Below are 23,963 nucleotides of genomic sequence, written 5' to 3'. Positions count from 1 at the left end.
GGGGAGACGGAGGGGGAGAGACGGTGGCGTGGGGGCGGTCAGGCGGTCGCGTACGGCGCCGTGTGCGCCTCGGCGGCCGGCGCGGGGGCGCCGAGGGCCTGGCGCAGGGCCCGGTCGCGCCCGGCCGGGTCGGGGGTGGCGAGCGTCGCGGCGAGGACGGCTATGCGGGCCTGGCCGGCGCGCAGGGTGCCGGTGAGCACGGCTCCGCCGGCGACGAGGTCCACGGCGCCGCCGTGGGTGTAGATCTCGGCGACGGAGCCGCTGGGCACGCGCGTGGTCACGGCGACGAGCACCCCGCGCGAGGCCGCGCCGGCGACGGCGGCGGCGATCTCGGGGGTGGCGTTGCCCGCGCCGGTCGCGACCAGGACGACGCCCTGGGCGCCCGCGCCGATGGCGGCGTCGAAGAGGAGCGTGTCCGCGTCGCAGTGGTGCATGACGACGTCGACCCGGGGCAGCGACCCGTCCGTCACCGGCAGCGGGAGGGGCTCCGGCCGCTCGGGCCGCCGGTGGACGACGACGCCGCTCGGGCCCACATCGGCGATCCGGCTCCCGGACGGGTCGGCGAAGGCGGCGGCGGCCAGGGTCTGGACCTTGATCGTGCCGCGCGCGGCGTGCACCTGGCCGTCGAAGACGACGAGCACACCGAGGTCACGGACCGAGGCGGCGGTCAGCAGGGCGTCGTGGAGATTGCGCGGCCCGTCGCCGTCGGGGTCCTCCAGCGGCAGCTGGGCGCCGGTGAAGACCACCGGGCGGGGGTCGGTGTGGTGGAGGTCCACGAAGAAGGCGGACTCCTCCAGGGTGTCCGTGCCATGGGTGACGACGATGCCGGCCACGTCGGGGTCGGCCAGCACCTCGTGCACCGTGCGCAGGAGCGCGAGCTGGTCGGCGGTGGTCAGCCGGGCGCTGTTGACGCTCATCAGGTCCACGACCCGCACGGTCACACCGTCCGGCACGGTGGCCGTCGCGAGGACGTCCCCGCCCTTGGCGTCGGCGGCGAAGCCCGACCCCTGCCAGCGGCTGGCGATCGTTCCGCCGGTGCTGATGACGACGACCTGTCCCACGTCGGCTCACTTCTGCTCGTAGTTCGTCACCGCTGCGCGCGCCGGGGGCGCACGCCGGTTCTGGCCCGGCAACGATATGACGAATCCGGCGCAATCGGTTTGCCATGTCAGGCGCGGTGACGCGCATAGCGTGGTGGATAATCGCGCAATGGATCAGATCGACAGGAATATCTTGCGCGAGCTCCAGAAGGACGGCCGGCTGACCATCCAGGATCTCGCCCAGCGCGTGGGCCTCACCTCGTCCCCCTGCATGCGCCGCGTCCGCCAGCTGGAACAGGACGGAGTCATCCAGGGCTACCGGGCGATCATCAACCCGGAGGCCGTCGGGCGCGGCTTCGAGGTGCTCGTCTCCATCGAGGTCAAGCGCGACCGGGAGGCGGTCGAGGAGTTCGAGGCCGCGCTCCAGGACATCCCCGACGTGATCGAGGCGTACCGCCTCTTCGGCAGCCCGGGCTGTCTGCTGCGCATCGCGGTCGCCGACATCACCGCCTACGAGCGGCTGTGGATCGAGCGCCTCACCACGCTGTCGGGCATCACCGAGGTCAACTCGCAGATCATCATGAAGCGCGTCAAGGAGCCGCAGGGCCTTCCGGTCGACGACTAGGCCCCGGGGTGTAGTGCCCGGGCGGGCGGCCGTAGGACCAGCGGAGGCCGCCATCCGGTACCCGGGGCCGAAGCGGGGACCGCGCTGTTCTTCCTACGGTCGTGCCGGGCGACATCGCATCAGAAGGCACACCGGCCCCTGCGGCATCAGGGGCCATGCGCCGCCGATGTTCGTCGCCCTTCGCGCACGTTCTGTTGGGAGTTCTTTTCTCGTGTTGGTGATGACGGCGGCCCTCGTGCTGCTCGCGTTCGTGACGCCCCTGGCCACGGACATGTATCTGCCCGCCTTTCCGCAGATGACGGGCGACCTGGGCACCGACGCCTCCGGCGTGCAGCTCACGCTCACCGCCTTCCTGATCGGCATGGGCGCGGGGCAGCTGGTCCTCGGCCCGCTCTCGGACCGGTTCGGCCGGCGTGCGCCGATCCTGGTGGGCACCGCCGCCTGTGTCATGGCCACCGCGTCGTGCGCGATCGCCCCGTCGCTGGGCTGGCTGGTGGTGCTGCGCTTCCTCCAGGGCTTCTGCGGTGCCGCAGGGGTGGTCGTCGGCCGTGCCGTCATCTCCGATGTCGCCTCGGGGGAGAAGGCGGCGAGACTGCTCGGCGTCCTGATGTCCCTGCTCGCGGTCGCACCGGCCGTCGCTCCCGTGGTGGGCGGCGTCGTGATCGAGGCCGCAGGCTGGCGTGCCGTGTTCTGGGTGCTGGCCGCGACCACGCTCCTGGCCCTGGTGGGCGCGGCCGTCGCGGTGCCCGAGAGCCTGCCGCGCGAGCGGCGCCGGACCGGCGGTGCCCGGGCGACGCTGCGGTCCGTCCGGGACGTCCTGGGCGACCGCCCCTACGTGGGCTACACGCTGTGCTTCGGCATGGCCCTGGCCGTGCTGTTCTGCTATCTGGGCGGCGCCTCGTTCCTCTTCCAGAACCTCCTCGGACTCGGTGTGGGGGAGACTTCCGCGGCGTTCGCGTCCGTCGGCGCCCTGAGCATCGTGGCCGGCCTCGTCGTCACCAGGCTGCTCGGCCGTTTCCCCTCCACGTCGCTGCTGTACGGAGGGCTGTGGGCGATGCTGGTGGGTTCCGCGGCGCTGTGCGTGCTCGCCCTGGCCGGTTCGCTGAGCGTGCCGGCGGTGCTGGCACTGGTGTACCTCGTCTTCACCGGCATCAGCATGGTCGGCATCACGGCGACCGCGCTCGCCCTGGAACGCGTTCCGCACGCCGCCGGCACGGGCTCCGCCCTCCTGGGCACCGTCCAGAGCGTCCTGAGCGCCGTCGCGGCGCCGCTCGTCGGCCTCGGCGGCGACCGGACCGCGCTGCCCATGTTCGCGGGCATGGCCCTCTCGGCCGGGCTGGCCTTCCTCGCGCTGCGTCTGACGAAGGTTTCCTGACCGGGGTTTCCTGACGGGGACTTCCCTGGCGGTCGGCTGTTCGAAGGGAGATGATGAAGATTCATATATCGCTCGACGAAAGAGAATCCAGGGGCATGGCCGTCATCCACCGCACCACCCTCACCCCCACCAAGGACGAGCTCCTCACCTCCTGGCTGCCCTCCCGGCCGTGGTACCGCCCCGGAACGGGCGCGCCGCGGCTGAGCAGGGCCGGCGGATTCCGGCTGGACGACCCGGCCGGGGAGGTCGGGATCGAGTTCATGGTGGTGACCGACACGGCGGGCCCGGAACCGGTCACCTACCTGGTGCCGCTCGCCTACCGGGGCGCCCCGCTGGAGGGGGCGGAGGACGCCCTCGTCGGGACCATGGACCACGGCGTGCTGGGCGAGCGCTGGGCCTACGACGGCTGCCACGACCCGGTGCTCACCACCGAGCTCCTCGCCCTGATCGAGGGCCGGTCCCAGGCCCAGGCCCAGAGCGTCAGCGACACCCCCGACCACGACATCGCCCGCTCCTTCGCGGGCCGGGGCCCGGTGGCGGCGGCCTTCACCTCCGTCACCGACGGCGCGGAGTCCACCGAGCTGACGGGCGCGCCCCATGGTGCGGCGCTCCGTCTGCAGCGGATCCTGTGCCCCGGCCCGGGCACCCCGCCCGAGGGCGCGGCCGGTCATGTCGAGGGCTGGTGGCAGCTCCAGGACGGCACCCGCGCCCGGGGCCTCTTCGCCACCCTGCGCACCGCCTCGGGGGAGTGAGCCGCGCCGCCCCGTGCCCGGCTCCGGCCGGGTACGGGCACGGGGCGGTGAAGCCGGCGGGTCAGTCGCAGAGCGACGCGTCGTCGAGGGCCGCGCCGTCGAGCGCGAGCGTCAATTTCTCGATGAGCGCCCGCAGTTCCCCGGCCTCCTGGGCGGTGAAGCCCGTGGCCGCCGCGATCCGGACCGGCACGAGGGCCGCCTCCTCGCGCAGCGCCGTACCCGCCGGGGTGAGGCGGACGAGGACGGATCGTTCGTCCTGCGCGCTGCGCTCGCGGTGCACGAGCCCGCCCGCCTCCAGGCGCTTGAGGAGCGGGGAGAGCGTCCCGGAATCCAGGCGCAGGAGCTCGCCCAGCCTCTTCACGGGCAGCTCGGCGTGCTCCCAGAGGGCGAGCATGACCAGGTACTGCGGGTAGGTGAGGCCGAGGTCCTTGAGGAGCGTGCGGTAGACGGCGCCGAACGCGCGGGAGGCGGCGTTCAGGGAGAAGCAGAGCTGCCGGTCCAGGCGGAGGTAGTCCTCGTGGGGCGCGTCCCCGTGCGTCGGGGCGGTCGGCGGCTTCGTCATGGGCCCAGGGTATCCCGACGGCATTTAATTGCGCACAACTAAATCGTGCACTACCGTGATGGTCGTCAGGCGGTCCGGACCGGCCACCGCCACGATCTTCGAGAGGGATGGTTCCCATGGAAGCCCTGTACACCGCCGTCGCCACCGCCACCCACGGCCGTGAGGGCCGCGCCGTCAGCTCCGACGGCCTCCTCGACGTCCAGCTGGCCCTCCCGGCGCAGCTCGGCGGCAACGGCGCGGGCACGAACCCGGAGCAGCTGTTCGCCGCCGGGTACGCGGCGTGCTTCGCCAGCGCCCTCGGCCTGGTCGGCCGGCAGGCGAAGGTCGACCTCGGCGACGCGGCGGTGACCGCCGAGGTCGGTATCGGCAAGGAGGGCGAGGGCTTCGCGCTGGCGGTCACGCTGCGCGTGGAGCTGCCGGACGCGGTCGACGCCGCGACGGGCCGCAAGCTGGTCGAGCAGGCCCACCAGGTCTGCCCCTACTCCAACGCGACCCGCGGCAACATCCCGGTCGAGCTCGTCGTCGAGTGACGCGCCGCCGAGCGACGACCCGCGGCTGACACAGGCGCCGGCCGCGCCCCGAAGGGGCGCGGGGAACTGCGCGACCGGCCACGGACGGCCCGCGGGGCAGGAACGGCGAACCGGCCGAACGGTGGATGCCTCACGCCCACCGGCGTGCCCAGTGTGGAGAGTGACGCACTCGGTACGGGAAGTCGGTGAGAGGGATGTCGCAGCTCGTCAAGCGCGTGGTCGTCGGAGTGGACGGCTCCGAAGGGAGCCGGGCGGCCCTGGAAGTGGCCGTGCGGGAGGCGGTCCGCCACCGTGCCGAGCTGTGCCCGGTACTGGCCTGGCACCCCCCGGGCGGTGAGGCCCTCGACGCCGCGAACCCCGCCCCCGAGGATGTCCGGCACATCTGGGAGCGCCGGGCCAGGGAACGGCTGGAGGAGGCCTGCGGCAGGACGCTGCGCGAGGCCGGCCACCGGCCGAGGGTCGTCCCCGTGGTCGTACGGGCGGACGCCGGCCCGGCGCTGGTCGCCTGCGCCCGGCACGACACCGACCTGCTGGTCATGGGCACCGGCGGGCACGGCCCGCTGCACCGGCTCCGGTACGGCTCGGCACGCCGCCACTGCCTCCGGCACGCGGCCTGCCCGGTGCTGGTGGTCGCGGCCGGGGAGAGTGCCTCCGCCTCGTGGGCCGATCGGCCGATGCCGCGCCCCGCGCGGCGTCCGTAGCGTGGACGGCACGGATCCGGGGTGGGGGAACGGAGGAGAAATGAACCGCACCGTACGCCGCGTCGTCGTCGGGGTCGACGGATCGGCCGGCAGCCTCGCCGCCCTGCGGAAGGCGGCGGAGGAGGCCCGGCGCCACCACGCCACACTCCGTCCGGTCCTCGTCTACTCGTCCCCCATGGGCGACTACATCGACCTGCTCTGGCCGCCGGACCCCCGCACGGCCCGGGAGCTCGACCACACGGCGTACCGGCGGCTCGTCGACTCCTGCGAGCGTGCCCTCGGCGGTCTGCCCGCCGACGTCCGGTGCGCTCCCACCACGGCTCTCGGGCCGCCGGCGCCCCTGCTGGTGCAGGCGTCCGGCGAGGACGGGGACGTCCTCGTCGTGGGCAGCGGCGGGCACGGAGCGCTGCACCGCCTGCTGAAGGGCTCGGTCAGCCGCTACTGCCTGCGGCACTGCGACTGCCCGGTCATGGTCGTCCCGCCGCCGAACGACGAGATCTCGTCATCCTCGGACACCGCGCACCCCAGTCCCCGCACGACCTCCGCGTCGTCGGCCCGGACCCGCCGGCCCTGTCGCCGGAGGTGAACCACCGGGCCCGCACGGTCCAACAATTCGCCCCCGAAAGGCCCTTGACACACCGACCGGAGTGACGCATGGGGCCACAGGGTTCTTCGATGTGCAAGTGGCGTGAATGCGTCCCACCCGGCCGCCCGCTTTCGACCGCCGCCGCCCCGGCCTGATTCACTCCCCGCCGGAGCGCCGTCACCGCAGGTCACCGAGGTGGGAACCAGCGCTCCGCAGCCCGTTACGGGCCCCGAGACGGAAGGACCTGGGGATGTCGACCGCAGCGCTGCCGGACCAGCCGGAGCAGCAGGAGTACACCGGAGCCCAGGCACAGCTCAGCCTGGGCATCGCGGCAGCGCGGAACCTCGCGACCACCACCAAGTCCATGCCGCAGATGCAGGGCGTCAGCTCGCGCTGGCTGATCCGCATGCTGCCCTGGCTCCAGGTCAGCGGCGGCACCTACCGGGTCAACCGGCGGCTCGTGTACGAGGTCGGGGACGGCCGGGTCACCTTCGTCCAGGAAGGCGCGAGCGTCAGGGTCGTCCCCGCCGAGCTCGGCGAGCTGCCCCTGCTGCGCGGCTTCGCCGACATGGGCGTCCTGCGCGCCCTCGCCGACCGCTTCGAGCAGCGGGAGTACGAGCCCGGCCAGGTCATCGCGGAGACCGGCCGCCCCACCGACCACGTCTACCTGATCGCGCACGGCAAGGTGGAGAAGCTCGGCACCGGCCACTACGGCGAGGACACCCGCCGGGGCGTGCTGGCCGACGGCGCCTTCTTCGGCGGGCGGACGGTGGCCCCCGAGCCCGGCGGCTGGGACTTCACGGCCCGCGCCCTGACCGCGTGCACGGTGCTCGCCCTGCCGCGCGCGGCGTACGAGGAGGTGGCCGGCCGCAGCGAGTCGCTGCGCTCCCACGTCCAGCGGCGCCAGGAGGAGGGCGACCGCCCCCGCAACAAGCGCGGCGAGGCCGACATCGCCCTCGCCGCCGGGCACACGGGCGAACCCGTCCTGCCGGGCACCTTCGTGGACTACGAGCTCGAACCGCGCGAGTACGAGCTGAGCGTCGCCCAGACCGTCCTGCGGGTCCACAGCAGGGTCGCCGACCTCTACAACGACCCCATGAACCAGGTCGAGCAGCAACTGCGCCTGACCATCGAGGCCCTGCACGAACGCCAGGAGCACGAGCTCGTCAACAACCGCGAGTTCGGCCTGCTGCACAACGTCGACTACAGCCAGCGCGTCCAGACCCACTCCGGCCCGCCCACCCCGGACGACATGGACGAGCTGCTGAGCATGCGCCGCCAGACGAAGTTCTTCCTCGCGCACCCGAAGGCCATCGCCGCCTTCGGCCGCGAGTGCAACAAGCGCGGGCTCGCCTTCGACACCGCCGACGTCAACGGCCACAGCATCCCCGCCTGGCGCGGCGTCCCGATCCTGCCCTGCGGCAAGATCCCCGTCTCGGACGAGGGCACCTCCTCGATCCTCGCCATGCGCACCGGCGAGTCGGCGGGAGGCGTGGTCGGCCTGTGGCAGACCGGCATCCCCGACGAGTACGAGCCCGGCCTGAACGTCCGCTTCATGGGCATCAACGACCAGGCCGTCATCTCCTACCTGGTCAGCACCTACTACTCCGCCGCCGTGCTCGTGCCCGACGCCCTCGGCGTGCTCGAGAACGTCCAGATCGCCGGCGCGCCCTCCTGACACCGCCGCACCCGAGAACGGAGAGGAACGGAGAGAACCGGTGTCGCTGCTGTCCCGCATGTCCGCACCCTCGGCCACCCACGACGTGGCGAGGCTGGTGGCCACACTGCTGTCCCACCGGAGCGGGGCGGCCCCCCTCGTACCCGGCGCGCGCGCCGCACACGGCGCCGCCCGGCGGCACGCGCCGGAGGCGGTCCGGGCCGTCCCCACCGGGCCGACCGGCCTCGGCACCTCCGGCCTCCGGATCCCGGCCTCCCGGCCCGCCGCCGGAACGGCCACAGGCGCCTCCGGCACCTCCAGCGCCCTCGTCCCCGAGCTGTACTGCCCGCCGCCGCTCCGCGACGACCGGGCCCTCGGCGAGGAGGTCAACGACCGGCTCATCGCCTGGGCCGAGGAGATCGGCATCTACCCGGACCGGCTCGACCGCGTCCGGAGCACGAACCTCGGGCGCATGACGATGCTTGTCCACCCCCAGACCGACGACCCGGACCGGCTGCTGGCGGCCGCCCGGTGCGCGCTCGCCGAATGGGCCACGGACGACTACTACTGCGACGACGAGACCATGGGCTCGTCCCCGGCCCACCTAGGCGCCCACCTCGGGAACGCCCTCGCGGCCGTCGACCCCGCCCACCTTCCCGAGCCCTACGCCTCGGAGCTCGACGAAGCCCTGCGCGCGGACCCCGTCCGCGCCGCCCTCCGGTCCGGCTTCGAACATCTCGCCCGGTACGCCGACCCCGGTCAGCTGGCCCGGGTGCGCCAGGAGATCGGCGGGCTGTTCGTGGGCTACGGGCAGGAAGGCTCCTGGCGCAGCACGGGGAAGATGCCCGCGGTCTGGGAGTACCTCGCCCACCGCCGCTTCAACAGCTTCCTGCCCTGCATCGCGCTCGTCGACGTGATGGACGGGCACCCGCTGTCCGCCGCCGAGTACGCCGAACCGCGGGTGCGCCGCGCCGTCACCATGGCGGGCACCGCGAGCACGCTCGTCAACGACCTCTACTCGATGGCCAAGGAGAAGGACGCCACCGGCCTGCACTTCAACCTGCCCGCCGCGATCGTCGCGGAGGAGAAGTGCTCGCTCCGGGAGGCCGTCGAGCGGAGCGTCGCGATCCACGACGAGCTCGTGCGCTCCTTCGAGAGGGAGGCGGCCGCCCTCAGCCTCACCGGTTCCCCGGCCCTGCGCCGCTTCCTGGCCGGCGTATGGGCCTGGCTCGGCGGCAACAAGGCCTGGCACGCGGGCAGCGCCCGCTACGGCACGTCGTAAGTTGTAAGTCCTAAGGAGAATACGAGTTGACCACCACGCCCTCCGCCCCCGCAGTCCTGCGCACCGAGTTCCAGAAGGCGGTGGCCGCGTACTGGAACACCAACCAGCAGGACCCGGTCAACCTGCGCCTGGGCGAGGTCGACGACCTCTACCACCACCACTACGGGCTCGGCGACTACGACCCGTCCGTCCTGGAGGGGCCCGCGGAGACCCGGGAGCAGCGGATCATCGAGGAGATGCACCGCCTGGAGACCGCCCAGGCCGACGTCCTCCTCGACCACCTCGGCACCGTCACCCCGCAGGACCGTCTCCTGGACGGCGGTTCCGGCCGCGGCGGCACCAGCGTCATGGCCCACCAGCGCTTCGGCTGCGCGGTGGACGGCGTGTCGATCTCGGAGTACCAGGTCGGCTTCGCCAACGAGCAGGCGCGCAAGCGCGGTATCGACGAGAGCGTGAAGTTCCACTTCCGCAACATGCTCGACACCGGCTTCGAGACCGGCTCCCGCCGGGCGATCTGGACCAACGAGACCACCATGTACGTGGACCTCTTCGAGCTGTTCGGCGAGTTCTCCCGGCTCCTGGACTTCGGCGGCCGGTACGTGTGCATCACCGGCTGCTCCAACGACGTCAAGGGCCTGCGCTCGAAGGCGGTCAGCCGCATCGACGAGCACTACACCTGCAACATCCACCCGCGCAGCGCGTACTTCAAGGCCCTGGCCGCCAACAACCTGACGCCGATCAGCGTCGTGGACCTCACCCCCGCCACCATCCCCTACTGGGAGCTGCGCGCGAAGTCCGAGGTGGCCACGGGCATCGAGGAGGCGTTCCTCACCGCGTACAAGGAAGGCAGCTTCCACTACCTGCTGATCGCCGCCGACCGCGTCTGACGCGCGCCCGTCCGGCGCGCGTTCGTTGAGTGCGCGTCGTGGTTACTCCTCCGTGAAGGCGCTCCGCACCTCCTTGCCGGCCTCGTCGAGCTGCTTGGGGGTCCTCTCGCGCAGCGCCTTCTCACGGTCCGCTCTCGGCAGTCCGCTCAAGAAGAACCTGGCGTCGTCGGAGAGCTGCTGACGCTTGTCGTCCATGTCCTTGCCTCTGTCCTTGGCCACGGGAACTCCCTCCATCCGGCCGGAACGCTCTTCCTCACAGTGGACCGCCTCCATGGCGAGTCGGCTCCCGGAGACGTCCAAGTGGATGAACGCCGCCGGCTCGGGCCGCTGTGCACTCACAAGGGGTCAAGGGCGAGCACGTGATCATCAGAGGGGATGAACATATCGTCCTCAGTCACGTTGGCGGTTTTTCATACGCAAGACTCTCTCTTGCCAGAGCTTTTGCACTGCCTCCCCCCCCACAACCAAGGAGAGAACCATGACGATCCGCAACGCCGCCGCCGTCACCGTGATGGCCGCCGCCGCCCTCGGCGCCGGAACCGCCGCCGCCACCGCCGACCAGGCGCACGGCGCGGCCTGCAAGTCCCCGGGCGTCGCCGCCGGCAACGTCGCCCAGGTCGCGCCCCGCGTCTCCCCGAACGTCGGCGGCAACGTCATCTCGGTCGTCGGCGTTCTCAACAGCTCCCACGGCAACACGCTCATCAACAAGTAAGTCGCCCTGACTGGCTCATCCCCCCACCCGAGCAGAGGTGGCCGGGCCCGTCCCTCCAGGACGGGACCGGCCACCTCTGTGGCATGTCCGGGCCTCGCCGGGAACTTCTGTTCGTTGAGTCACTGCCGGGTGCCGGTCACAGCACCGGTACGACCCAGAGGGGAAGGGCGAGCGATGACCAGCGGGGAGAACGAGGAGAACGAGGGCGGCGCGGCGCCGGACGGGCGGCGCGGCGCCCGGCGCGCGCGGAGGAAGCGCTCGGGGTGGCGGGAGATACCCCTCCTGATCGGCGCGGCCCTCGTTCTCGCGCTCCTGATCAAAACATTTCTCGTCCAGCCGTTCTCCATTCCCTCCGGCTCGATGGAGAACACGCTCCGGACGGACGACCGGGTGCTGGTCGACAAGCTCACGCCCTGGTTCGGGGGGACTCCGCACCGCGGTGAGGTCGTGGTCTTCCGGGACCCGGGCGGGTGGCTGTCCGGCCAGCCCCCGCAGCGGAGCAACGCCTTCGAGCGCGGGGTGCGGAAGTCGCTCGCCTTCGTCGGCCTGATGCCCTCGGCGGACGAGAAGGACCTGATCAAGCGGGTGATCGGGGTCGGCGGTGACACCGTGGAGTGCAAGCGCGGCGAGCCGGTGAAGGTCAACGGCAAACCGCTGGACGAGCCGTACATCCACCCGGGCGCCACCCCGTGCGACGACATGCCGGCCGGCACGGTGAAGGTGCCCAAGGGTCACCTGTGGGTGATGGGCGACCACCGCGACGACTCACGGGACTCCCGCGCCCATGTCCATGAGCCGGGCGGCGGGTTCGTGCCCGTGGACAACGTGATCGGCAGGGCCGTCGTCGTCGCCTGGCCGGTCTCCCGGTGGGCCACCCTGCCCGTGCCCGGCACGTTCGACCGCTAGCACGGCCTGTGAACCGGGCGCTAGGTCCGGCACGGGGTCAGCAGCACGGGCTTGTCGGGGCCGGTGGCCGTCAGGCACCGGCCGCTGGCCTGGCTGCGGATGTCCGGGCCCTGGACGGAGAACCGCTGACCGGCGGAGCCGTTGCAGGGGCGCATGACCGTGGGTTTGTCGAGGCCGGTGGCCGTGAGGCACAGATCGCTGGACTGGTTGCGGACCTCCCCTCCCTCCAGGACGAACCGCTGTCCCGGCGCGTTGCTGCACCCCCGGGTGACGGCGGCACTGTCGGCACCGCCCGGGGACGTCAGGCAGTGCCCGCTGGTCCGTTGCACGATGACGGCGCGCGGGTTGTTCACCACCCACTCCTGGGCCGGAGACCCGGCGGAGGCGGCGGAGGCGGGGGTTCCGAGGAACCCGCCACCGGTGAGGGCGAGGGCCAAGGTGGCGACGACGGCGCGCGTACGCATGAAAGCGACCTCTCGGGAAACGGGCGCGGGCATGGACACTGGCACCGTTTCCGGGAATCGGCCCGGGCACACCCCGCCTCACCCGTACGGGTACCCAGGGGCGGCGGTCCGGGCCACCTCCTCGAAGAGCACGGCCAGGCCGTCGAGGAGGCGCTGCAGGCCGAACTCGAACAGGCCGTCGAGGTCGAAGTCGTACCCGGTCGTGGCGAGGTGCCTGAGCCTCGGGAACCGGTCGGTGGCCAGGATCGCGTGGAGCGCGGGTTCCTGACCGGCCATCCACTCCTCGGCGTCCAGGCCGCTGAGCGCCTCAGCCTCCGTCTCCATCTCGACGTTGACGGCGGTGCCGCGCACATAGTTGAACAGCGTGAGATGGGCGGTGAACGCCGTCGAGGGATCGAGACCGAGCCCGTCCAGGGCCATGAGCGTCCACTCGCTGAACGGCAGTGCGCCGGCGACCATCTGTGGCCGCGTGACCGAGAGCGTCGGCGCGAGCCAGGGATGGCGGCGGCACATCTCCCACAGCATCCGGGCGACGAGCTCCAGCCGTTCCCGCCAGCCCTCCGGGGGCTCCTCGGGGAACGACCACCGGCGGAACACCGAGTCCATCATCTCCAGCAACAGGGCGTCCTTGTCGGCCACGTGCCGGTACAGCGACATGGTCGCCACCTCGAGCTCGGCGGCGACCCGGCGCATCGAGGAGGCCGCCAGCCCCTCCACATCGGCCACCGCGGTGGCCACCTCGACGATCCGCTCCAGCGTGAGCGTCTGGTCCGCGGTGCTCCCGCGGCGCGCGGCGGCCGGAGGACGGTGGGCGGGAGCCGGCCGTTCCGGGTGTGCCGCGCGTTCCGGTCGCTCAGGTCGCTTCGCTCGCCCGGGCCGTACGCCGGGCTCGACGACCGTCCCCACGCCGGGGACGGCGCGGACCAGGCCCTGCCGGCGGAGCTCGGTGAGCACCTTGGTCGCGGTCGCCATCGCGACCCCCCACTGCCGGGTGATCTCGCGGGTCGAGGGGACCCGGTCGCCCGGCGTCAGCTCGCCCGTCTCGATCCGCCGCCGCAGTTCGTCGACGATCCGGGTGTACCGGGGCGCTGCCTGCCCGTTCACCGGTCTTCCCTCCGCACTAGTGCACCTCAACGCGCGTCATCCTAGCCGTCGCACCGGCCGTTGCGCCCGCGCAGCGCCCCGACAGTGCGCCCGAGCCGCCGGGGCACTAGTGCACCTGGCGAGTAAATTGCCTGTTCAGAGCGGGAACTTCGCTTGCCTGGTGCGGCGCGTACGGCGTACATTCAGCGGCATGCGGAACACCGACATACTCATCTCCGGCGCCGGTATCGGCGGCGCCGCCCTGGCGTACTGGCTGCGCGCGGCGGGCTTCGCCGTCACCGTCGTCGAGCGCGCTCCGGAACCCCGCCCGGGCGGCCAGACCGTGGACCTGCGGGGCGCGGGCCGTACCGTGATCACACGGATGGGCCTGATGGACCGGGCGCGGGAGCTCAGCGTCGACCAGCGCGGTTTCGCGTACGTCAACGGGTCCGGCCGTATCACCGCCCGGATGCCGGCGGACAGCTTCGGTGGTGAGGGAATCGTCTCCGAGATCGAGATCCTGCGCGGCGACCTCGCCCGTCTGCTGTACGACGTCACGGTGCCGGACACCGAGTACCTCTTCGACGACACCGTCACCGGCCTCGACGAGGACGACGACGGAGTCACCGTCACCTTCGAGAAGGCGGCCCCGCGCCGCTTCGGGCTGGTCGTCGGGGCGGACGGACTGCACTCCGCCGTCCGGGCCCTGGCCTTCGGGCCGGAGCGGGACTGCGTCCGTCCGCTGAACGTCCACACCGCCTGGTTCACCGTCACCGAGGACCTGGGGCTCGACGGCTGGATGCAGATGTACAACGAGCCCGGCGGGCTCGTCGCCTCGGCCCGCCCGGGCCGGCTCCCCGGTGAGACCAAGGCGGGCCTCAGTTTCCGGTCGGGACCCCTCACCTACGACCGGCGCGACATCCCCGCGCAACAGGACCTGGTGGCCCGGCGCTTCGCCGGTGCCGGATGGGAGGTGCCGCGTCTGCTCAAGGCCATGCGCACCGCGCCCGACTTCTTCCTCGACTCCATGGGACAGGTCCGTCTGGACCACTGGTCCCGGGGCCGGGCGGTGCTCGTCGGGGACGCGGGCTACTGCGCCACGCCGCTCACGGGCCTGGGCACCAGCCTGGCCCTGGTCGGCGCCTATGTGCTGGCGGGTGAACTCGCCTCCGCCGACGGCGACCACCGGATCGCCTTCCGGAAGTACGACGAGGTGATGCGCCCGTACGTCGACCAGGCCCAGCAACTGCCGCCCGGCGGCGCCTCGGGGTACGCGCCCTCCAGCGCGCTGGTCATCGCATTGCGGAACCTCTCGATGCGCGCGATGAACCACTGGCCGGTCAAGAACCTGATGACCGCGCAATTCGCCAAGGCCGGGGGCATCGCCCTGCCCGAGTACGAACGCCTCGCCGGTGCCGGCAGCGGTGCCACCGGCAGGGGGTAGCGCGCGGGGCGCCGGGGCCGGTGGGCCGGCACGCGGTGCCGGCCCACTCATTTCACGCCCCGGGGCCGCGGCCGCCGGGTCAGTCGCCGGGCGGGACCGCCTCGACGCGGTGGACGAGGTCGGCGATCAGCGTGGCGATGCCCGGCCACAGTTCACGGGGGAAGCCGTGGCCCAGGCCGTCGAAGACCTCGAGCGTGGCGCCGGGGACGGCCGCGGCGGTGGCCCGCCCGCCGCTGACGTCGCACATGACGTCGTCCGCGCCGTGGATCACCAGCGTGGGGACACGGAGCGACCGCAGACGCTCCGTGCGGTCCCCGGAGGCCAGGACGGCGACGGCCTGGCGCAGCATGCCCATGCGGTCGTGGCCCCGGTCGTAGGCGCGACCGGCCCGCTCGGCCACCCCGGCGTCGTCGGGCTTGAACCCGGGGGACCCGATGGTCCTCATGGCCCGGACCTGCCAGCCGATGAAGGACTGCCGGTCCTCCGGCGGCGCCCCCAGCCCGCCCAGGACCGTGAAGTCGGGCCGGCCCACGGCCCGGTCGCCGGTGGTGGACATCATCGAGGTCAGCGACCGGATCCGGGCGGGGTGCTCGATGGCGATCATCTGGGCGACCATGCCGCCCAGGGAAGCGCCGACGACATGGGCGCTGTCGAATTCGAGGGCGTCGAGCAGCCCGACGGCATCCGCCGCCATGTCCGACAGTGTGTAGGAGGCCGATGAGAAATCACCGGCCATCGCGGCCTGGATATCCGGTTGTGGCGCGTGAGGGAAATGCGACGACCGGCCGGAATCGCGATTGTCGAACCGGATCACGTGCAGACCACGGTCGACGAGTTCGGCGCAGAACCCCTCCGGCCAGTGGATCATTTGTGCTCCGCCGCCCATCACCAGCAGCACGGGCGGTGCCTTGGGGTCGCCGAAGCGCTCGTAGGCCACTTCGATGGCTGACGGGCCGACATTCAGAGCCTTCTCTTCACTCACAGCCGTAACGTCTCCTCGGTCGAGTGGAGACATGAACATACCTGTATGTAAGACGACTGAAAATACGAACAGGTGGAATTTTTACAAAATGGACAATGGCGAAGGAAAGTTATAGGCTGAAAATGCGAGGAGGGGATTTCCATCGGCAGTCTCCCGGGATGAAGGTCCCGGTTGCAGATGCCGTGGACGGGGAGTGAGCTGGAGGGGCGAGGACACTCCTCCCTCCAGGAGGTGGCGATCATGGGCAGGGCGAAGGCCGGGGCCGGACCGGCATGACCGGCGCGAGAGGCACGTGTCTGCCGGGTGTTCCCTCATGGGTGAGCCTGGCCACGCGGAACCTGGACGGGGCGAAGGACTTCTACGGTCCGCTGCTGGGCTGGCGGTTCGAGACCGTGCCCGGCCGGCGGGGCTCCTACGCCCACGCGCTGGCGGGGGAGACAGTGGTCGCCGGCATCAACGCGACGGCCCACGAATGGGAGCTCCCCGTCACCTGGACCACCTACTTCGGCACGGAGAGCGCCGACGCCGCCGTCGGCCGCGTCCAGGAACGCGGTGGCACCGTCGCCGTCGGGCCGCTGACGTCCGACGACGGGCGCCTCGCGCTCGCGGCCGATCCCGCCGGGGCCTCCTTCGGCCTGTGGGAGTGCCGGACCGAGCCCGGGCGGCTCCGGCCGTCCGGCGTGGGAGGAAAGGCCGTATGGGTGGAGCTGCGCACCCGGGACGCGTTCGAGGCGGCGCTGTTCTACGGCGGCGTCTTCGACTGGGACCGCAGGCCTTCCCCGCCCTACGCCGTCCGCTGGGAGGAGGACCGCGTCATCCTCGACATCGACGACCGGACGGTGGCGACGTTGTACGGCGGAGCCGTGGAGGGCACGGTCGATCCCCGGCTGCGGCCCCGGTGGCATGTGTTCTTCTCCGTCGCCGACGTCGACGCCGCGGTGGAGGCGACGGAGAAGCTGGGCGGGCAGGCCATCGGTGAGCCCAGCCCGACCCACTTCGGCCGTACGGCCACGCTGCGCGACCCGGAGGGCGGCCTGTTCTGCGTGGTCAGCGGCCACGGCTGAGCCGTACGGACGCCGGGACGACGCCCACCGCGTTCTCCGTGAGACTGCCCAGGTACAGGTGGCCGTCGTGCTCGCACACACCGGTCACCATGCGGTAGTCCCTGCCGGGGCGTTGCAGGTCGTGCACCAGGCGGCCGGCGGAGTCCAGGGCGATCACCCAGGCGGTGGCCCTCGGGCCCGGCCGGAGCGCGTCCGGCAGCGCCCACGCCGCCCGGCGCAGCGCGGGGTGGGCGCGGTGCAGCAGATCGAGCGCCGGCTGGCGCGGAGCGGCCATGGCCACCCAGATCAGCCCGCCGGGACCGGTGGAAAGGTTGTCCGGAAAACCGGGCAGGCCGTCGGCGAAGACATCGCGCTCGCCCGCCCTGGGGCCGGTGAGCCACAGCCGCGTCAGCCGGTAGGCGCCGGTCTCGGCGACCACGAGGAACGAGCCGTCGGGCGCGAGAGCCACACCGTTGGCGAACTGGAGCCCGTCGAGCACCACTTCCGCCGTGCCCGCGCCCGGCTCGTACCGGATGAGCCGGGCGGTGCCGGAGTGCTCCAGCAGGTCGCCCATCCAGTGGCGCAGCGGGAAACGGCCGCTGGCGTCGGTGACGTACACGGCGCCGTCCAGCGCCACGACCGCGTTGCTGCACACACCGAGAGGACGGCCCGCCGCCTCGCGGAGGAGCGTCTCGACGCGGCCGGAGCCGGGCTCCACCCGCAGCAGCCCGCGCTCGGCGTCGCACACCAGCAGCCGGCCGTCCGGCAGCGGGCACAGGCCCAACGGCCGCCCGCCGGTGTCGGCGATCGCGCTCACCCGGTGCCCGGCCGGGTCCAGACGCAGGATCCGCCCGTCCGAGACACCCGTCAGGATCCGCCCCTCGGCGTCGACCCGCACGTCCTCGGGCCCCGTCCCGCCGAGCGGAACGCGGTGGACGGGCGGCAGGGGAACACGGCTGTACCTGGCCCGGGCCCGCGCGGTGCGGCGCGGAGGCCGCCAGACGACGGGCCGCAGAGCGGGCCTTCCGCGGGCTTGTCCTTCGTGCATGCCAAACCTTTCCGTACCGGTGAGCCGGGACGCTACCCAGAGCGGGGCGGACGAGCCATCCGCCGGCGGGCCCGGGGATCCGCATCCGGCCACGGACGCCCCGTCAGACGGCGTTCTCGAACAGTCTCTCCGCCTCGGCCACCGCCCGCGCCAGGGCCCCGGGATCCGGCCGCAGCCCCGCGACGATCGCGTCGACGCCGCGCAGCCCCGCCCGTTCGAGGAGCCGCTTCTCGTTGGTGACCCACTCGCCGCGCGCCGCCAGCACCGCGTGCGCCGTCTCCAGGGCGGCGGTGGCCACCGCGCCCGCGACCTCCGTGACCTGGCCGCGCGGGACGTACGCGGCCCCGGCGTACTGGAGCGTCAAGGCCGCCCGGCCGCGCCACACCCGCGGGGCGGCCTCGCGCAGCGCCTCCGGGTACCCGGGCCGGGGCAGGGAACCGCGCAGTACGCGGTTGAGGGCGAGTTCGGCGACGACGAGGTAGCTGGGGATGCCCGCGAGGTGGAACATCAGCGGCTCCCAGTGGAACCGGCCCCGCCGTGACTCGGCGAGTTCGTGTTCCACCACGTCGAGATCGCGGTAGTGGACGTCGACGCGCCGGCCGTCGACCGTGAGCCAGGCCCCTCCGTTGAAGACGCCGCCGCCCCAGTCGCCGATGCCGGACACCTCGCCGTCCCACCCGAGGGCGCGGGCGAGGGCCCGCAGGCCGGCCGGGTCGAAGGCGCCCCGGTAGTACACGGCCAGATCCCAGTCGCTGTCCGGGGTCCCGGTGCCCTGGGCGCGAGAACCGCCGAGGGCGACGGCGCGCACGGAGGGCAGGGTGGCGAGCCGGCCGGCCACGTGGTCGAGGAAGGTGTCGTCGGTCATGAGGTTCCGTTCGTGTGAGGTGAGGGGTCCAGACACAGCCGTCGAAAGGCGGTCAGGGGCGACGCGTGGGGACACGGCGGGGCGACCAGGGCAGGTGGGGGAACGGTTGAGGAACCCGGCACCGGCGGGAGGACGGCTCAGAGCGTCGAGGTCGCACACGGAACGCGCGCAGCGGCGGCACTGTGGCGGCGTGGCTGCGTGGCGCGGTGTCTCCGGACCTCAGACGAGCAACGTCCTGCTCCTATCGACGACAACAAAGGCAGGTGGCAACGTACGAGGAACGGGTGAGCGCGTCAAAGGAATTACCGAGGAGGCGGACCGCCGCCGTGGGGGCGTCAAGCTTGGGTCAAGTACTTGCGTCGACGCGCAAGTATCGCGCTATGCTGCTTCACGTTCGCCGCGTCCGTCACGGCGCCCGCGCGCGCCCCGACCGGGAGGAGGCGAGAGACATGGACGGCAGTAGTCACAGTCCGGGCCACAGTAAGCCCCGTATCCGCATGCCCTCGTCGACCTCCGGTACGCGGTAACCACCTTCCCCACGCGCCACGCGCCCACAGCCTCGCAGCCGGCACCCGTGCGGCGATCCGCCGCCTCGGGCCCTCGTGCTGCCCGCTCGCGGGAGGATCGCTGCCGCGTGCCCCAAACCTCCCCCGGACGGGGGACCGGGAGGCTGTCATGACCGATCTGACCACCACCGCAGGCACCGCCACCACCGCCGGAACCACCGCACCGGCCGTCACCGCACCGCGCACCGCCGTGCTCGACGACGCCCACCTCGGCGACATCCGCGGCGCGCTGGGCACCATCAAGAGCGACGACACCGCACCCCGCCGCGGCCTGTCCGCCAAGTTCAAGACACTCCTCGCGATCGTCGGCCCCGGCCTGATCGTCATGGTCGGCGACAACGACGCCGGCGCCTTCGGCACCTACAGCCAGGCCGGGCAGAACTACGGCACCAGCCTGCTGTGGACCCTGCTCCTGCTCATACCCGTCCTCTACGTCAACCAGGAAATGGTGCTGCGCCTGGGCGCGGTGACCGGCGTCGGGCACGCGCGGCTGATCCTGGAGAGGTTCGGCAAGTTCTGGGGCGCGTTCTCCGTCATCGACCTCTTCCTCCTCAACGCGCTGACGATCGTCACCGAGTTCATCGGCATCACCCTCGCCGTCGGCTACCTCGGGCTGCCGAAGGTGCCGAGCGTCCTGCTGGCCGCCGCGATCGTCGTCGCCGCCGCGTCGACCGGCTCGTTCCGCCGCTTCGAGCGCACCGCGATCCTGCTGTGCGCGGGCTCGCTGCTGCTGATCCCCGTCTACTTCATCGTCCACCCGTCGACGGGGCGGATGGCGCACGACTTCGTCGTGCCGGGCATGCCGCACGGCTCGCAACTGTCCGACGTCATGCTGCTGATCATCGCGATCGTCGGCACCACCGTCGCCCCCTGGCAGCTGTTCTTCCAGCAGTCGTACGTCATCGACAAGCGCATCACCCCCCGCTTCATGCGCTACGAGAAGGCCGACCTGTGGCTCGGCATCGGCATCGTCGTCATCGGCGCCGCCGCCATGATGGGCTTCTGCGCCGCCGCGTTCGCCGGCCACGCCGAATCCGGCGGCTTCACCGACGCCGCCGGTGTCGCCGCCGGACTGGAGAAGTACGCGGGGAAGACGGCCGGCGTGCTGTTCGCCATCGCGCTGCTCGACGCCTCGATCATCGGCGCCAGTGCCGTCTCCCTCTCGACGGCCTACGCCATCGGCGACGTCATGGGGCTCAAGCACTCGCTGCACCGCGGCATCAGGGGCGCCAAGGGGTTCTACGCGGTCTTCGCCGGCCTGATCCTCACCGCGGCCGTCGTCGTGATCATCCCCGGCTCGCCGCTCGGTCTGCTCACCGAGGGGGTGCAGACCCTCGCCGGCGTCCTGCTCCCCTCCGCCTCGGTCTTCCTGCTCCTGCTCTGCAACGACAAGGCCGTCCTTGGCCCCTGGGTCAACGGCCGCGCGATGAACATCTTCACGTCCGTCGTCGTCGCCGTCCTCGTCACCCTGTCCATCATCCTGACCGCCGCCGTCGTCTTCCCCGACATCACCTCGGGGGCGATCCTCGACATCATGGGGATCTGCGGCGTCGCCGGGATCCTCGCCCTCGGCTACGCCGAGACGCGCCGCCGCCGCAAGGGCTGGGCCCTGGCCGGGCCCGTCGGCCGCGCGGGCAAGGAAACCTGGCGGATGCCGCCGCTCGACGAACTGCCCAGGCCCATCGTCTCCACCGGCCGCAAGGTGGGCCTCACCGCCCTGCGCCTCTACCTGCTCGCCGCGATGATCCTGGTGATCGTCCGCATCGCGCAGCTCGCCCTCGGCCACTGAGGCCCCGCGCACGTCTCCGGGGCGGCGTGCCCCCGTCCGTCGCCCCGGAGACCCCGGCCCCGGCCCATCACTCCGCCCGGAAGGCGCGTCATGAGAATGCTTCCCCGTTCCCACTCCCGTCGCCCCCTGCCGCCGCGACCGGCGGCGATCACCGGTACCCTCCACGCCCGGTGCGACCGGCGGGTGGAGAACAAGGTCCGTGCCCTGTGCGTCATCGGGCTCACGGGACCCGGTGCCCGGCTGAGCAGTCTGCACATCGTCGACCCGGACGACGCCGTCGACGTCGTGGTGGCCGTCCGGCTGACCTTCGCGGCGGACGGCCCGGCGCTCGTCGCCCTGGAACGGCTGGTGGAGCAACTGTCGCGGGAACCCGGCGTGCGCGACCTCCACTGGCGCCTCGACGCCCCCGGCGAAGGCGGTGATCTTCCCCCTCGCCGGTGAACACGAGGGCCTCTAGACTCCTCGCATGGACGCGCATGGTTCACCCGACGTCGGCCCGGTGTTCGAGCAGGCGGTCGCCGTGCTGAAGGCCGTGGCCGACCCGACGCGGTTCCATGTGCTGTGGGCGCTGGCCCAGCGGGAGCACTCCGTGGGACAGCTGGCCGAGCTGGCGGGCGCCCATGTGGCCGCGGTCTCACAGCACTTGGCCCGGCTGAGGGCCGCGGGCCTGGTCGTCTCGCGCCGCGAGGGCACGCGCATCTTCTACCGCGTCGCCGGGGACCATGTACGGACGCTGCTGGAGGGCGCGGTGCTGGTCGCCCAGGCCGGGCCCGCGGCCGGAGCCGAAGGCGGCCCGGCCCCGGCGGAGAGCGCCCCCGCGCGCGAGACCGCCATGGCGAAGCGCGCGGTGCGCCGCCTGCGGCCGCGCGCGACGGGCGGCTGAACGCGGTGGCTCAGCCCGCGGCGCCCTCGTCGAGCGCGTACTGCTCGGGACCGGCGTCGTAGGAGTACAGCTCGGCGTAACGACCCCAGTCGGTGGCCGTCTCCAGCTGCTGGACGACCTGTTCGCTGGTGTAGTGGTGGGCGAGCAGGTCGCGGAAGAAACCGGCGCGCAACGTGCCGTCACCGCGCTGAAGGCTCGTCAGGATCAGCCGGACCAGCGGCGCGGTGTCCAGGACGGCCCGGGCGAAGATCTTCTTGGCCTCCTGGACGTCCGCCTCCGCGAAACCCCGCCCCGTAGGGGTGAGCAGCAGGTCGCCGTCGCGGACGACGGCGAAGCCGAGCAGGTCCAGGGCGTCGACCAGGGGCAGCAGGTCGTCTATCTCCAGGCCGAGGTCCTCGGCCAGGTCGGCGAGGTCGCAGCGGTCGCCGTGCCGGGCCAGGATCCCGGCGAGGCCGGAGAGCCCGTCGACCCCGGCCCTCGGCAGCGGGGTGGTGGCGACGGTGCGCTTCGCGGGCCCGCCCGCCTCGTGCCCGGGCCGCCCCAGCAGCGCGGGGGCGGTGGCCTTCTCACGCCCCGTCATGACGCGGTAGACGCCGTCGACGAGGGCCTCGAACTCGGGCGCGCCCCGGTCCCGGGGGTGCTCCATGGGCACGTCGAAGGCGGCCTTGAGGGAGCCGGGGCGGGAGCCGAGCACCACGACACGGTCCGCCATCAGCACGGCCTCCTCGATGTTGTGGGTGACCAGGACGACGGCGCGGGTGGGGAACTGGCCCGACGTCCACAGCTCCATCAGCTCGCCGCGCAGGTTCTCGGCGGTGAGCACGTCCAGGGCGGAGAACGGCTCGTCCATCATCAGGACGTCCGGCTCGACGACCAGGGCGCGGGCGAAGCCGACGCGCTGCCGCATCCCGCCGGACAGCTCCTTGGGGTAGGCGGACTCGAATCCGTCGAGCCCGATGAGGTCGATGGCCTGGAGCGCGGCGGCCGCCCGGGCGCGGGCGGGCACCCCGCGGGCCTCCAGGCCGAGTTCGACGTTCTGCTGGACGGTGAGCCAGGGCAGCAGCGCGAAGGTCTGGAAGACCATGGCGGTGCCGGGGTTGGCGCCGTCCACGGGCCTGCCGCGATAGGTGACGGTGCCGGAGCTGGCGGGGATCAGGCCCGCCAGGCAGCGCAGCAGGGTGGACTTCCCGGAGCCGGACCGCCCCAGCAGGGCGACGATCTCCCCGGCCCGCACCTCCAGGTCGATGCCGGCCAGAACGGGCAGCTCGCCATCAGCCCCGGCGTAGGACTTGGTCAGCTCCCGGGCGGCCAGCAGCACCTCGGCGTCGGCGTCGGATGCCATGGCGAGGCTCCTTTCACAGGGGTGGGAGGTGGGGGTGGGGTCAGAGCGAGTAGCGGGTCTCGGCGAGGCGGTAGAGCCTGCGCCACAGCAGCCGGTTGAGGCCGACGACGTAGACGGCCATCACCGCGATGCCCGCGATCAGATGCGGGTAGTCGCCCTCCGACGTGGCCCGGGAGATATAGGCGCCCAGCCCGGTGGCGGACAGCGTGGTGCCCCCGAAGGTGACCGTCTCGGAGACGATCGAGGCGTTCCAGGCGCCGCCGGAGGCGGTGATCCCACCGGTGACGCAGGAGGGGAGGATCCCCGGGATGATCAGACGTCTCCACCGCTGCCATCCGCGGACGCCCAGGTCGTCCATGGCCTCGCGCAGATCGGTGGGGATGGCGGAGGCCCCCGCGATGGTGTTGAACAGGATGTACCACTGGGCGCCCAGCGCCATCAGCAGCATGCCGCCGACGTTCAGCGACAGCCCCGTCCTGAGGAAGAACCAGGTCGCCAGCGGAAAGAGGAAGTTGGCCGGGAAACTCGCCAGGACCTGCACCACCGGCTGGGCGATCCGGGCCAGCCGCGGCGAGAAGCCGATCCGCACACCGATGGGCACCCAGACGACCGTCGCCACCGCCACCAGCACCACGACACGGGCCAGCGTCGCCAGGCCCAGCAGGAACGGCTCCCCGAAGACGCCCAGGCCGGTACGGTGCCGGAGGTATCCGAGGAGATCGGCCGGCCCCCAGGCGAGCAGCCCGCCCGCCACCACGGCGAAGGCCAGGTCACCGGCGCGCCCGCGCCGGCGGCGGGCCGTCAGCGGCCGGTCGTCGACGCCGAGGACCCGCCCGGCC

26 protein-coding genes are annotated in these 23,963 nt (G+C 72.5%); 16 read left to right on the top strand and 10 right to left on the bottom strand.

Annotated features, from left to right (window positions below; translation table 11 throughout):
* Positions 1 to 38 precede the first annotated feature (38 nt).
* Positions 39 to 1,061: an asparaginase gene (locus K6I33_RS10860; protein ID WP_229350359.1), complete on the bottom strand. Its 1,023-nt coding sequence runs from the start codon at positions 1,059 to 1,061 to the stop codon at positions 39 to 41.
* A 148-nt stretch (positions 1,062 to 1,209) separates the two neighbouring features.
* Here K6I33_RS10860 and K6I33_RS10855 point away from each other — a divergent pair, with 148 nt between their 5' ends.
* From K6I33_RS10855 to K6I33_RS10845, 3 genes are all read left to right on the top strand, one after another.
* Positions 1,210 to 1,665 carry an Lrp/AsnC family transcriptional regulator gene (locus tag K6I33_RS10855; RefSeq protein WP_229350357.1) on the top strand — a complete coding sequence of 152 codons (456 nt, stop codon included), beginning with the start codon at positions 1,210 to 1,212 and terminating at the stop codon, positions 1,663 to 1,665.
* A gap of 220 nt (positions 1,666 to 1,885) precedes the next feature.
* A complete protein-coding gene (locus tag K6I33_RS10850; RefSeq protein ID WP_229350355.1) occupies positions 1,886 to 3,040 on the top strand; it encodes a multidrug effflux MFS transporter in 1,155 nt (384 codons plus the stop codon).
* 95 nt (positions 3,041 to 3,135) lie between these two features.
* Positions 3,136 to 3,792: a 1,4-alpha-glucan branching protein gene (locus K6I33_RS10845; protein WP_229350353.1), complete on the top strand. Its 657-nt coding sequence runs from the start codon at positions 3,136 to 3,138 to the stop codon at positions 3,790 to 3,792.
* A 61-nt stretch (positions 3,793 to 3,853) separates the two neighbouring features.
* Here the strand turns inward: K6I33_RS10845 and K6I33_RS10840 are convergent, their stop codons facing one another.
* Positions 3,854 to 4,354 (bottom strand): MarR family winged helix-turn-helix transcriptional regulator, encoded by a 501-nt coding sequence (locus K6I33_RS10840; protein ID WP_229350351.1) that lies wholly within the window; start codon positions 4,352 to 4,354, stop codon positions 3,854 to 3,856.
* Positions 4,355 to 4,470: 116 nt separating this feature from the next.
* Here K6I33_RS10840 and K6I33_RS10835 point away from each other — a divergent pair, with 116 nt between their 5' ends.
* The 6 genes from K6I33_RS10835 to K6I33_RS10810 all read left to right on the top strand — a co-directional run bounded on the left by K6I33_RS10835 (position 4,471) and on the right by K6I33_RS10810 (position 9,997).
* On the top strand, positions 4,471 to 4,884 hold the full coding sequence (locus K6I33_RS10835) for an organic hydroperoxide resistance protein (protein ID WP_189456210.1): 414 nt from the start codon (positions 4,471 to 4,473) through the stop codon (positions 4,882 to 4,884).
* Between the two features lie 194 nt (positions 4,885 to 5,078).
* Positions 5,079 to 5,585: a universal stress protein gene (locus K6I33_RS10830; RefSeq protein WP_229350349.1), complete on the top strand. Its 507-nt coding sequence runs from the start codon at positions 5,079 to 5,081 to the stop codon at positions 5,583 to 5,585.
* A gap of 40 nt (positions 5,586 to 5,625) precedes the next feature.
* Positions 5,626 to 6,171: a universal stress protein gene (locus tag K6I33_RS10825; protein WP_229350347.1), complete on the top strand. Its 546-nt coding sequence runs from the start codon at positions 5,626 to 5,628 to the stop codon at positions 6,169 to 6,171.
* A 250-nt stretch (positions 6,172 to 6,421) separates the two neighbouring features.
* The gene (locus tag K6I33_RS10820) at positions 6,422 to 7,849 is read left to right on the top strand and encodes a family 2B encapsulin nanocompartment shell protein (protein WP_229350346.1); all 1,428 of its coding nucleotides are present in this window, start codon (positions 6,422 to 6,424) and stop codon (positions 7,847 to 7,849) included.
* A gap of 58 nt (positions 7,850 to 7,907) precedes the next feature.
* The gene (locus tag K6I33_RS10815; RefSeq protein WP_229350344.1) at positions 7,908 to 9,110 is read left to right on the top strand and encodes a family 2 encapsulin nanocompartment cargo protein terpene cyclase; all 1,203 of its coding nucleotides are present in this window, start codon (positions 7,908 to 7,910) and stop codon (positions 9,108 to 9,110) included.
* A 26-nt stretch (positions 9,111 to 9,136) separates the two neighbouring features.
* On the top strand, positions 9,137 to 9,997 hold the full coding sequence (locus K6I33_RS10810) for a geranyl diphosphate 2-C-methyltransferase (RefSeq protein ID WP_229350342.1): 861 nt from the start codon (positions 9,137 to 9,139) through the stop codon (positions 9,995 to 9,997).
* A gap of 42 nt (positions 9,998 to 10,039) precedes the next feature.
* Here the strand turns inward: K6I33_RS10810 and K6I33_RS10805 are convergent, their stop codons facing one another.
* Entirely contained in the window at positions 10,040 to 10,216 is a 177-nt protein-coding gene (locus tag K6I33_RS10805) for a hypothetical protein (RefSeq protein WP_229350340.1), read from the bottom strand.
* A gap of 259 nt (positions 10,217 to 10,475) precedes the next feature.
* Here K6I33_RS10805 and K6I33_RS10800 point away from each other — a divergent pair, with 259 nt between their 5' ends.
* Together K6I33_RS10800 and lepB are read left to right on the top strand one after the other, a co-directional pair.
* Positions 10,476 to 10,709 (top strand): chaplin, encoded by a 234-nt coding sequence (locus K6I33_RS10800; protein WP_229350338.1) that lies wholly within the window; start codon positions 10,476 to 10,478, stop codon positions 10,707 to 10,709.
* Between the two features lie 174 nt (positions 10,710 to 10,883).
* Positions 10,884 to 11,615 carry a signal peptidase I gene (gene lepB / locus K6I33_RS10795; protein ID WP_374284026.1) on the top strand — a complete coding sequence of 244 codons (732 nt, stop codon included), beginning with the start codon at positions 10,884 to 10,886 and terminating at the stop codon, positions 11,613 to 11,615.
* A 20-nt stretch (positions 11,616 to 11,635) separates the two neighbouring features.
* Here the strand turns inward: lepB and K6I33_RS10790 are convergent, their stop codons facing one another.
* Positions 11,636 to 12,079, bottom strand: coding sequence for an RICIN domain-containing protein (locus K6I33_RS10790; RefSeq protein ID WP_229350336.1), 444 nt, complete (start codon positions 12,077 to 12,079; stop codon positions 11,636 to 11,638).
* Between the two features lie 78 nt (positions 12,080 to 12,157).
* Positions 12,158 to 13,183, bottom strand: coding sequence for a TetR/AcrR family transcriptional regulator C-terminal domain-containing protein (locus K6I33_RS10785; protein ID WP_229350332.1), 1,026 nt, complete (start codon positions 13,181 to 13,183; stop codon positions 12,158 to 12,160).
* 190 nt (positions 13,184 to 13,373) lie between these two features.
* Between K6I33_RS10785 and K6I33_RS10780 the strand changes: the two genes are divergently transcribed.
* Positions 13,374 to 14,606, top strand: coding sequence for an FAD-dependent monooxygenase (locus K6I33_RS10780; RefSeq protein ID WP_229350330.1), 1,233 nt, complete (start codon positions 13,374 to 13,376; stop codon positions 14,604 to 14,606).
* A gap of 79 nt (positions 14,607 to 14,685) precedes the next feature.
* On the opposite strand, the gene K6I33_RS10775 is transcribed toward K6I33_RS10780, so the two are convergent.
* Positions 14,686 to 15,588: an alpha/beta fold hydrolase gene (locus tag K6I33_RS10775; protein WP_229350328.1), complete on the bottom strand. Its 903-nt coding sequence runs from the start codon at positions 15,586 to 15,588 to the stop codon at positions 14,686 to 14,688.
* A gap of 317 nt (positions 15,589 to 15,905) precedes the next feature.
* Between K6I33_RS10775 and K6I33_RS10770 the strand changes: the two genes are divergently transcribed.
* Positions 15,906 to 16,652, top strand: coding sequence for a VOC family protein (locus K6I33_RS10770; protein ID WP_308297110.1), 747 nt, complete (start codon positions 15,906 to 15,908; stop codon positions 16,650 to 16,652).
* Here the strand turns inward: K6I33_RS10770 and K6I33_RS10765 are convergent.
* Positions 16,636 to 17,679 (bottom strand): SMP-30/gluconolactonase/LRE family protein, encoded by a 1,044-nt coding sequence (locus K6I33_RS10765; RefSeq protein WP_229350325.1) that lies wholly within the window; start codon positions 17,677 to 17,679, stop codon positions 16,636 to 16,638. The genes K6I33_RS10770 and K6I33_RS10765 overlap by 17 nt on opposite strands.
* A gap of 103 nt (positions 17,680 to 17,782) precedes the next feature.
* Positions 17,783 to 18,544, bottom strand: a complete 762-nt coding sequence (locus tag K6I33_RS10760; RefSeq protein WP_229350323.1) for a nucleotidyltransferase domain-containing protein — start codon at positions 18,542 to 18,544, stop codon at positions 17,783 to 17,785.
* A gap of 675 nt (positions 18,545 to 19,219) precedes the next feature.
* On the opposite strand from K6I33_RS10760, the gene K6I33_RS10755 reads away from it, so the two are divergent.
* From K6I33_RS10755 to K6I33_RS10745, 3 genes are all read left to right on the top strand, one after another.
* The gene (locus K6I33_RS10755) at positions 19,220 to 20,899 is read left to right on the top strand and encodes an NRAMP family divalent metal transporter (protein ID WP_229350321.1); all 1,680 of its coding nucleotides are present in this window, start codon (positions 19,220 to 19,222) and stop codon (positions 20,897 to 20,899) included.
* A 90-nt stretch (positions 20,900 to 20,989) separates the two neighbouring features.
* Complete coding sequence (locus tag K6I33_RS10750) at positions 20,990 to 21,340, top strand: hypothetical protein (RefSeq protein ID WP_229350319.1); 351 nt, start codon at positions 20,990 to 20,992, stop codon at positions 21,338 to 21,340.
* Positions 21,341 to 21,365: 25 nt separating this feature from the next.
* Positions 21,366 to 21,782, top strand: a complete 417-nt coding sequence (locus K6I33_RS10745; protein ID WP_229350317.1) for a helix-turn-helix transcriptional regulator — start codon at positions 21,366 to 21,368, stop codon at positions 21,780 to 21,782.
* 10 nt (positions 21,783 to 21,792) lie between these two features.
* Here the strand turns inward: K6I33_RS10745 and K6I33_RS10740 are convergent, their stop codons facing one another.
* Together K6I33_RS10740 and K6I33_RS10735 are read right to left on the bottom strand one after the other, a co-directional pair.
* Positions 21,793 to 23,124, bottom strand: coding sequence for a nitrate/sulfonate/bicarbonate ABC transporter ATP-binding protein (locus K6I33_RS10740; RefSeq protein WP_229350315.1), 1,332 nt, complete (start codon positions 23,122 to 23,124; stop codon positions 21,793 to 21,795).
* A 40-nt stretch (positions 23,125 to 23,164) separates the two neighbouring features.
* Positions 23,165 to 23,963, bottom strand: a 799-nt coding sequence (locus K6I33_RS10735; RefSeq protein WP_229350313.1) for an ABC transporter permease subunit, incomplete at its 5' end; no start/stop codon positions are given.

The organism is Streptomyces sp. UNOB3_S3, from assembly GCF_020740895.1.
Classification (GTDB): Bacteria; Actinomycetota; Actinomycetes; order Streptomycetales; family Streptomycetaceae; genus Streptomyces.
The sequence above is the reverse complement of the archived record's forward strand: the minus strand, read 5'-3'. Positions and strand labels throughout refer to the sequence as shown.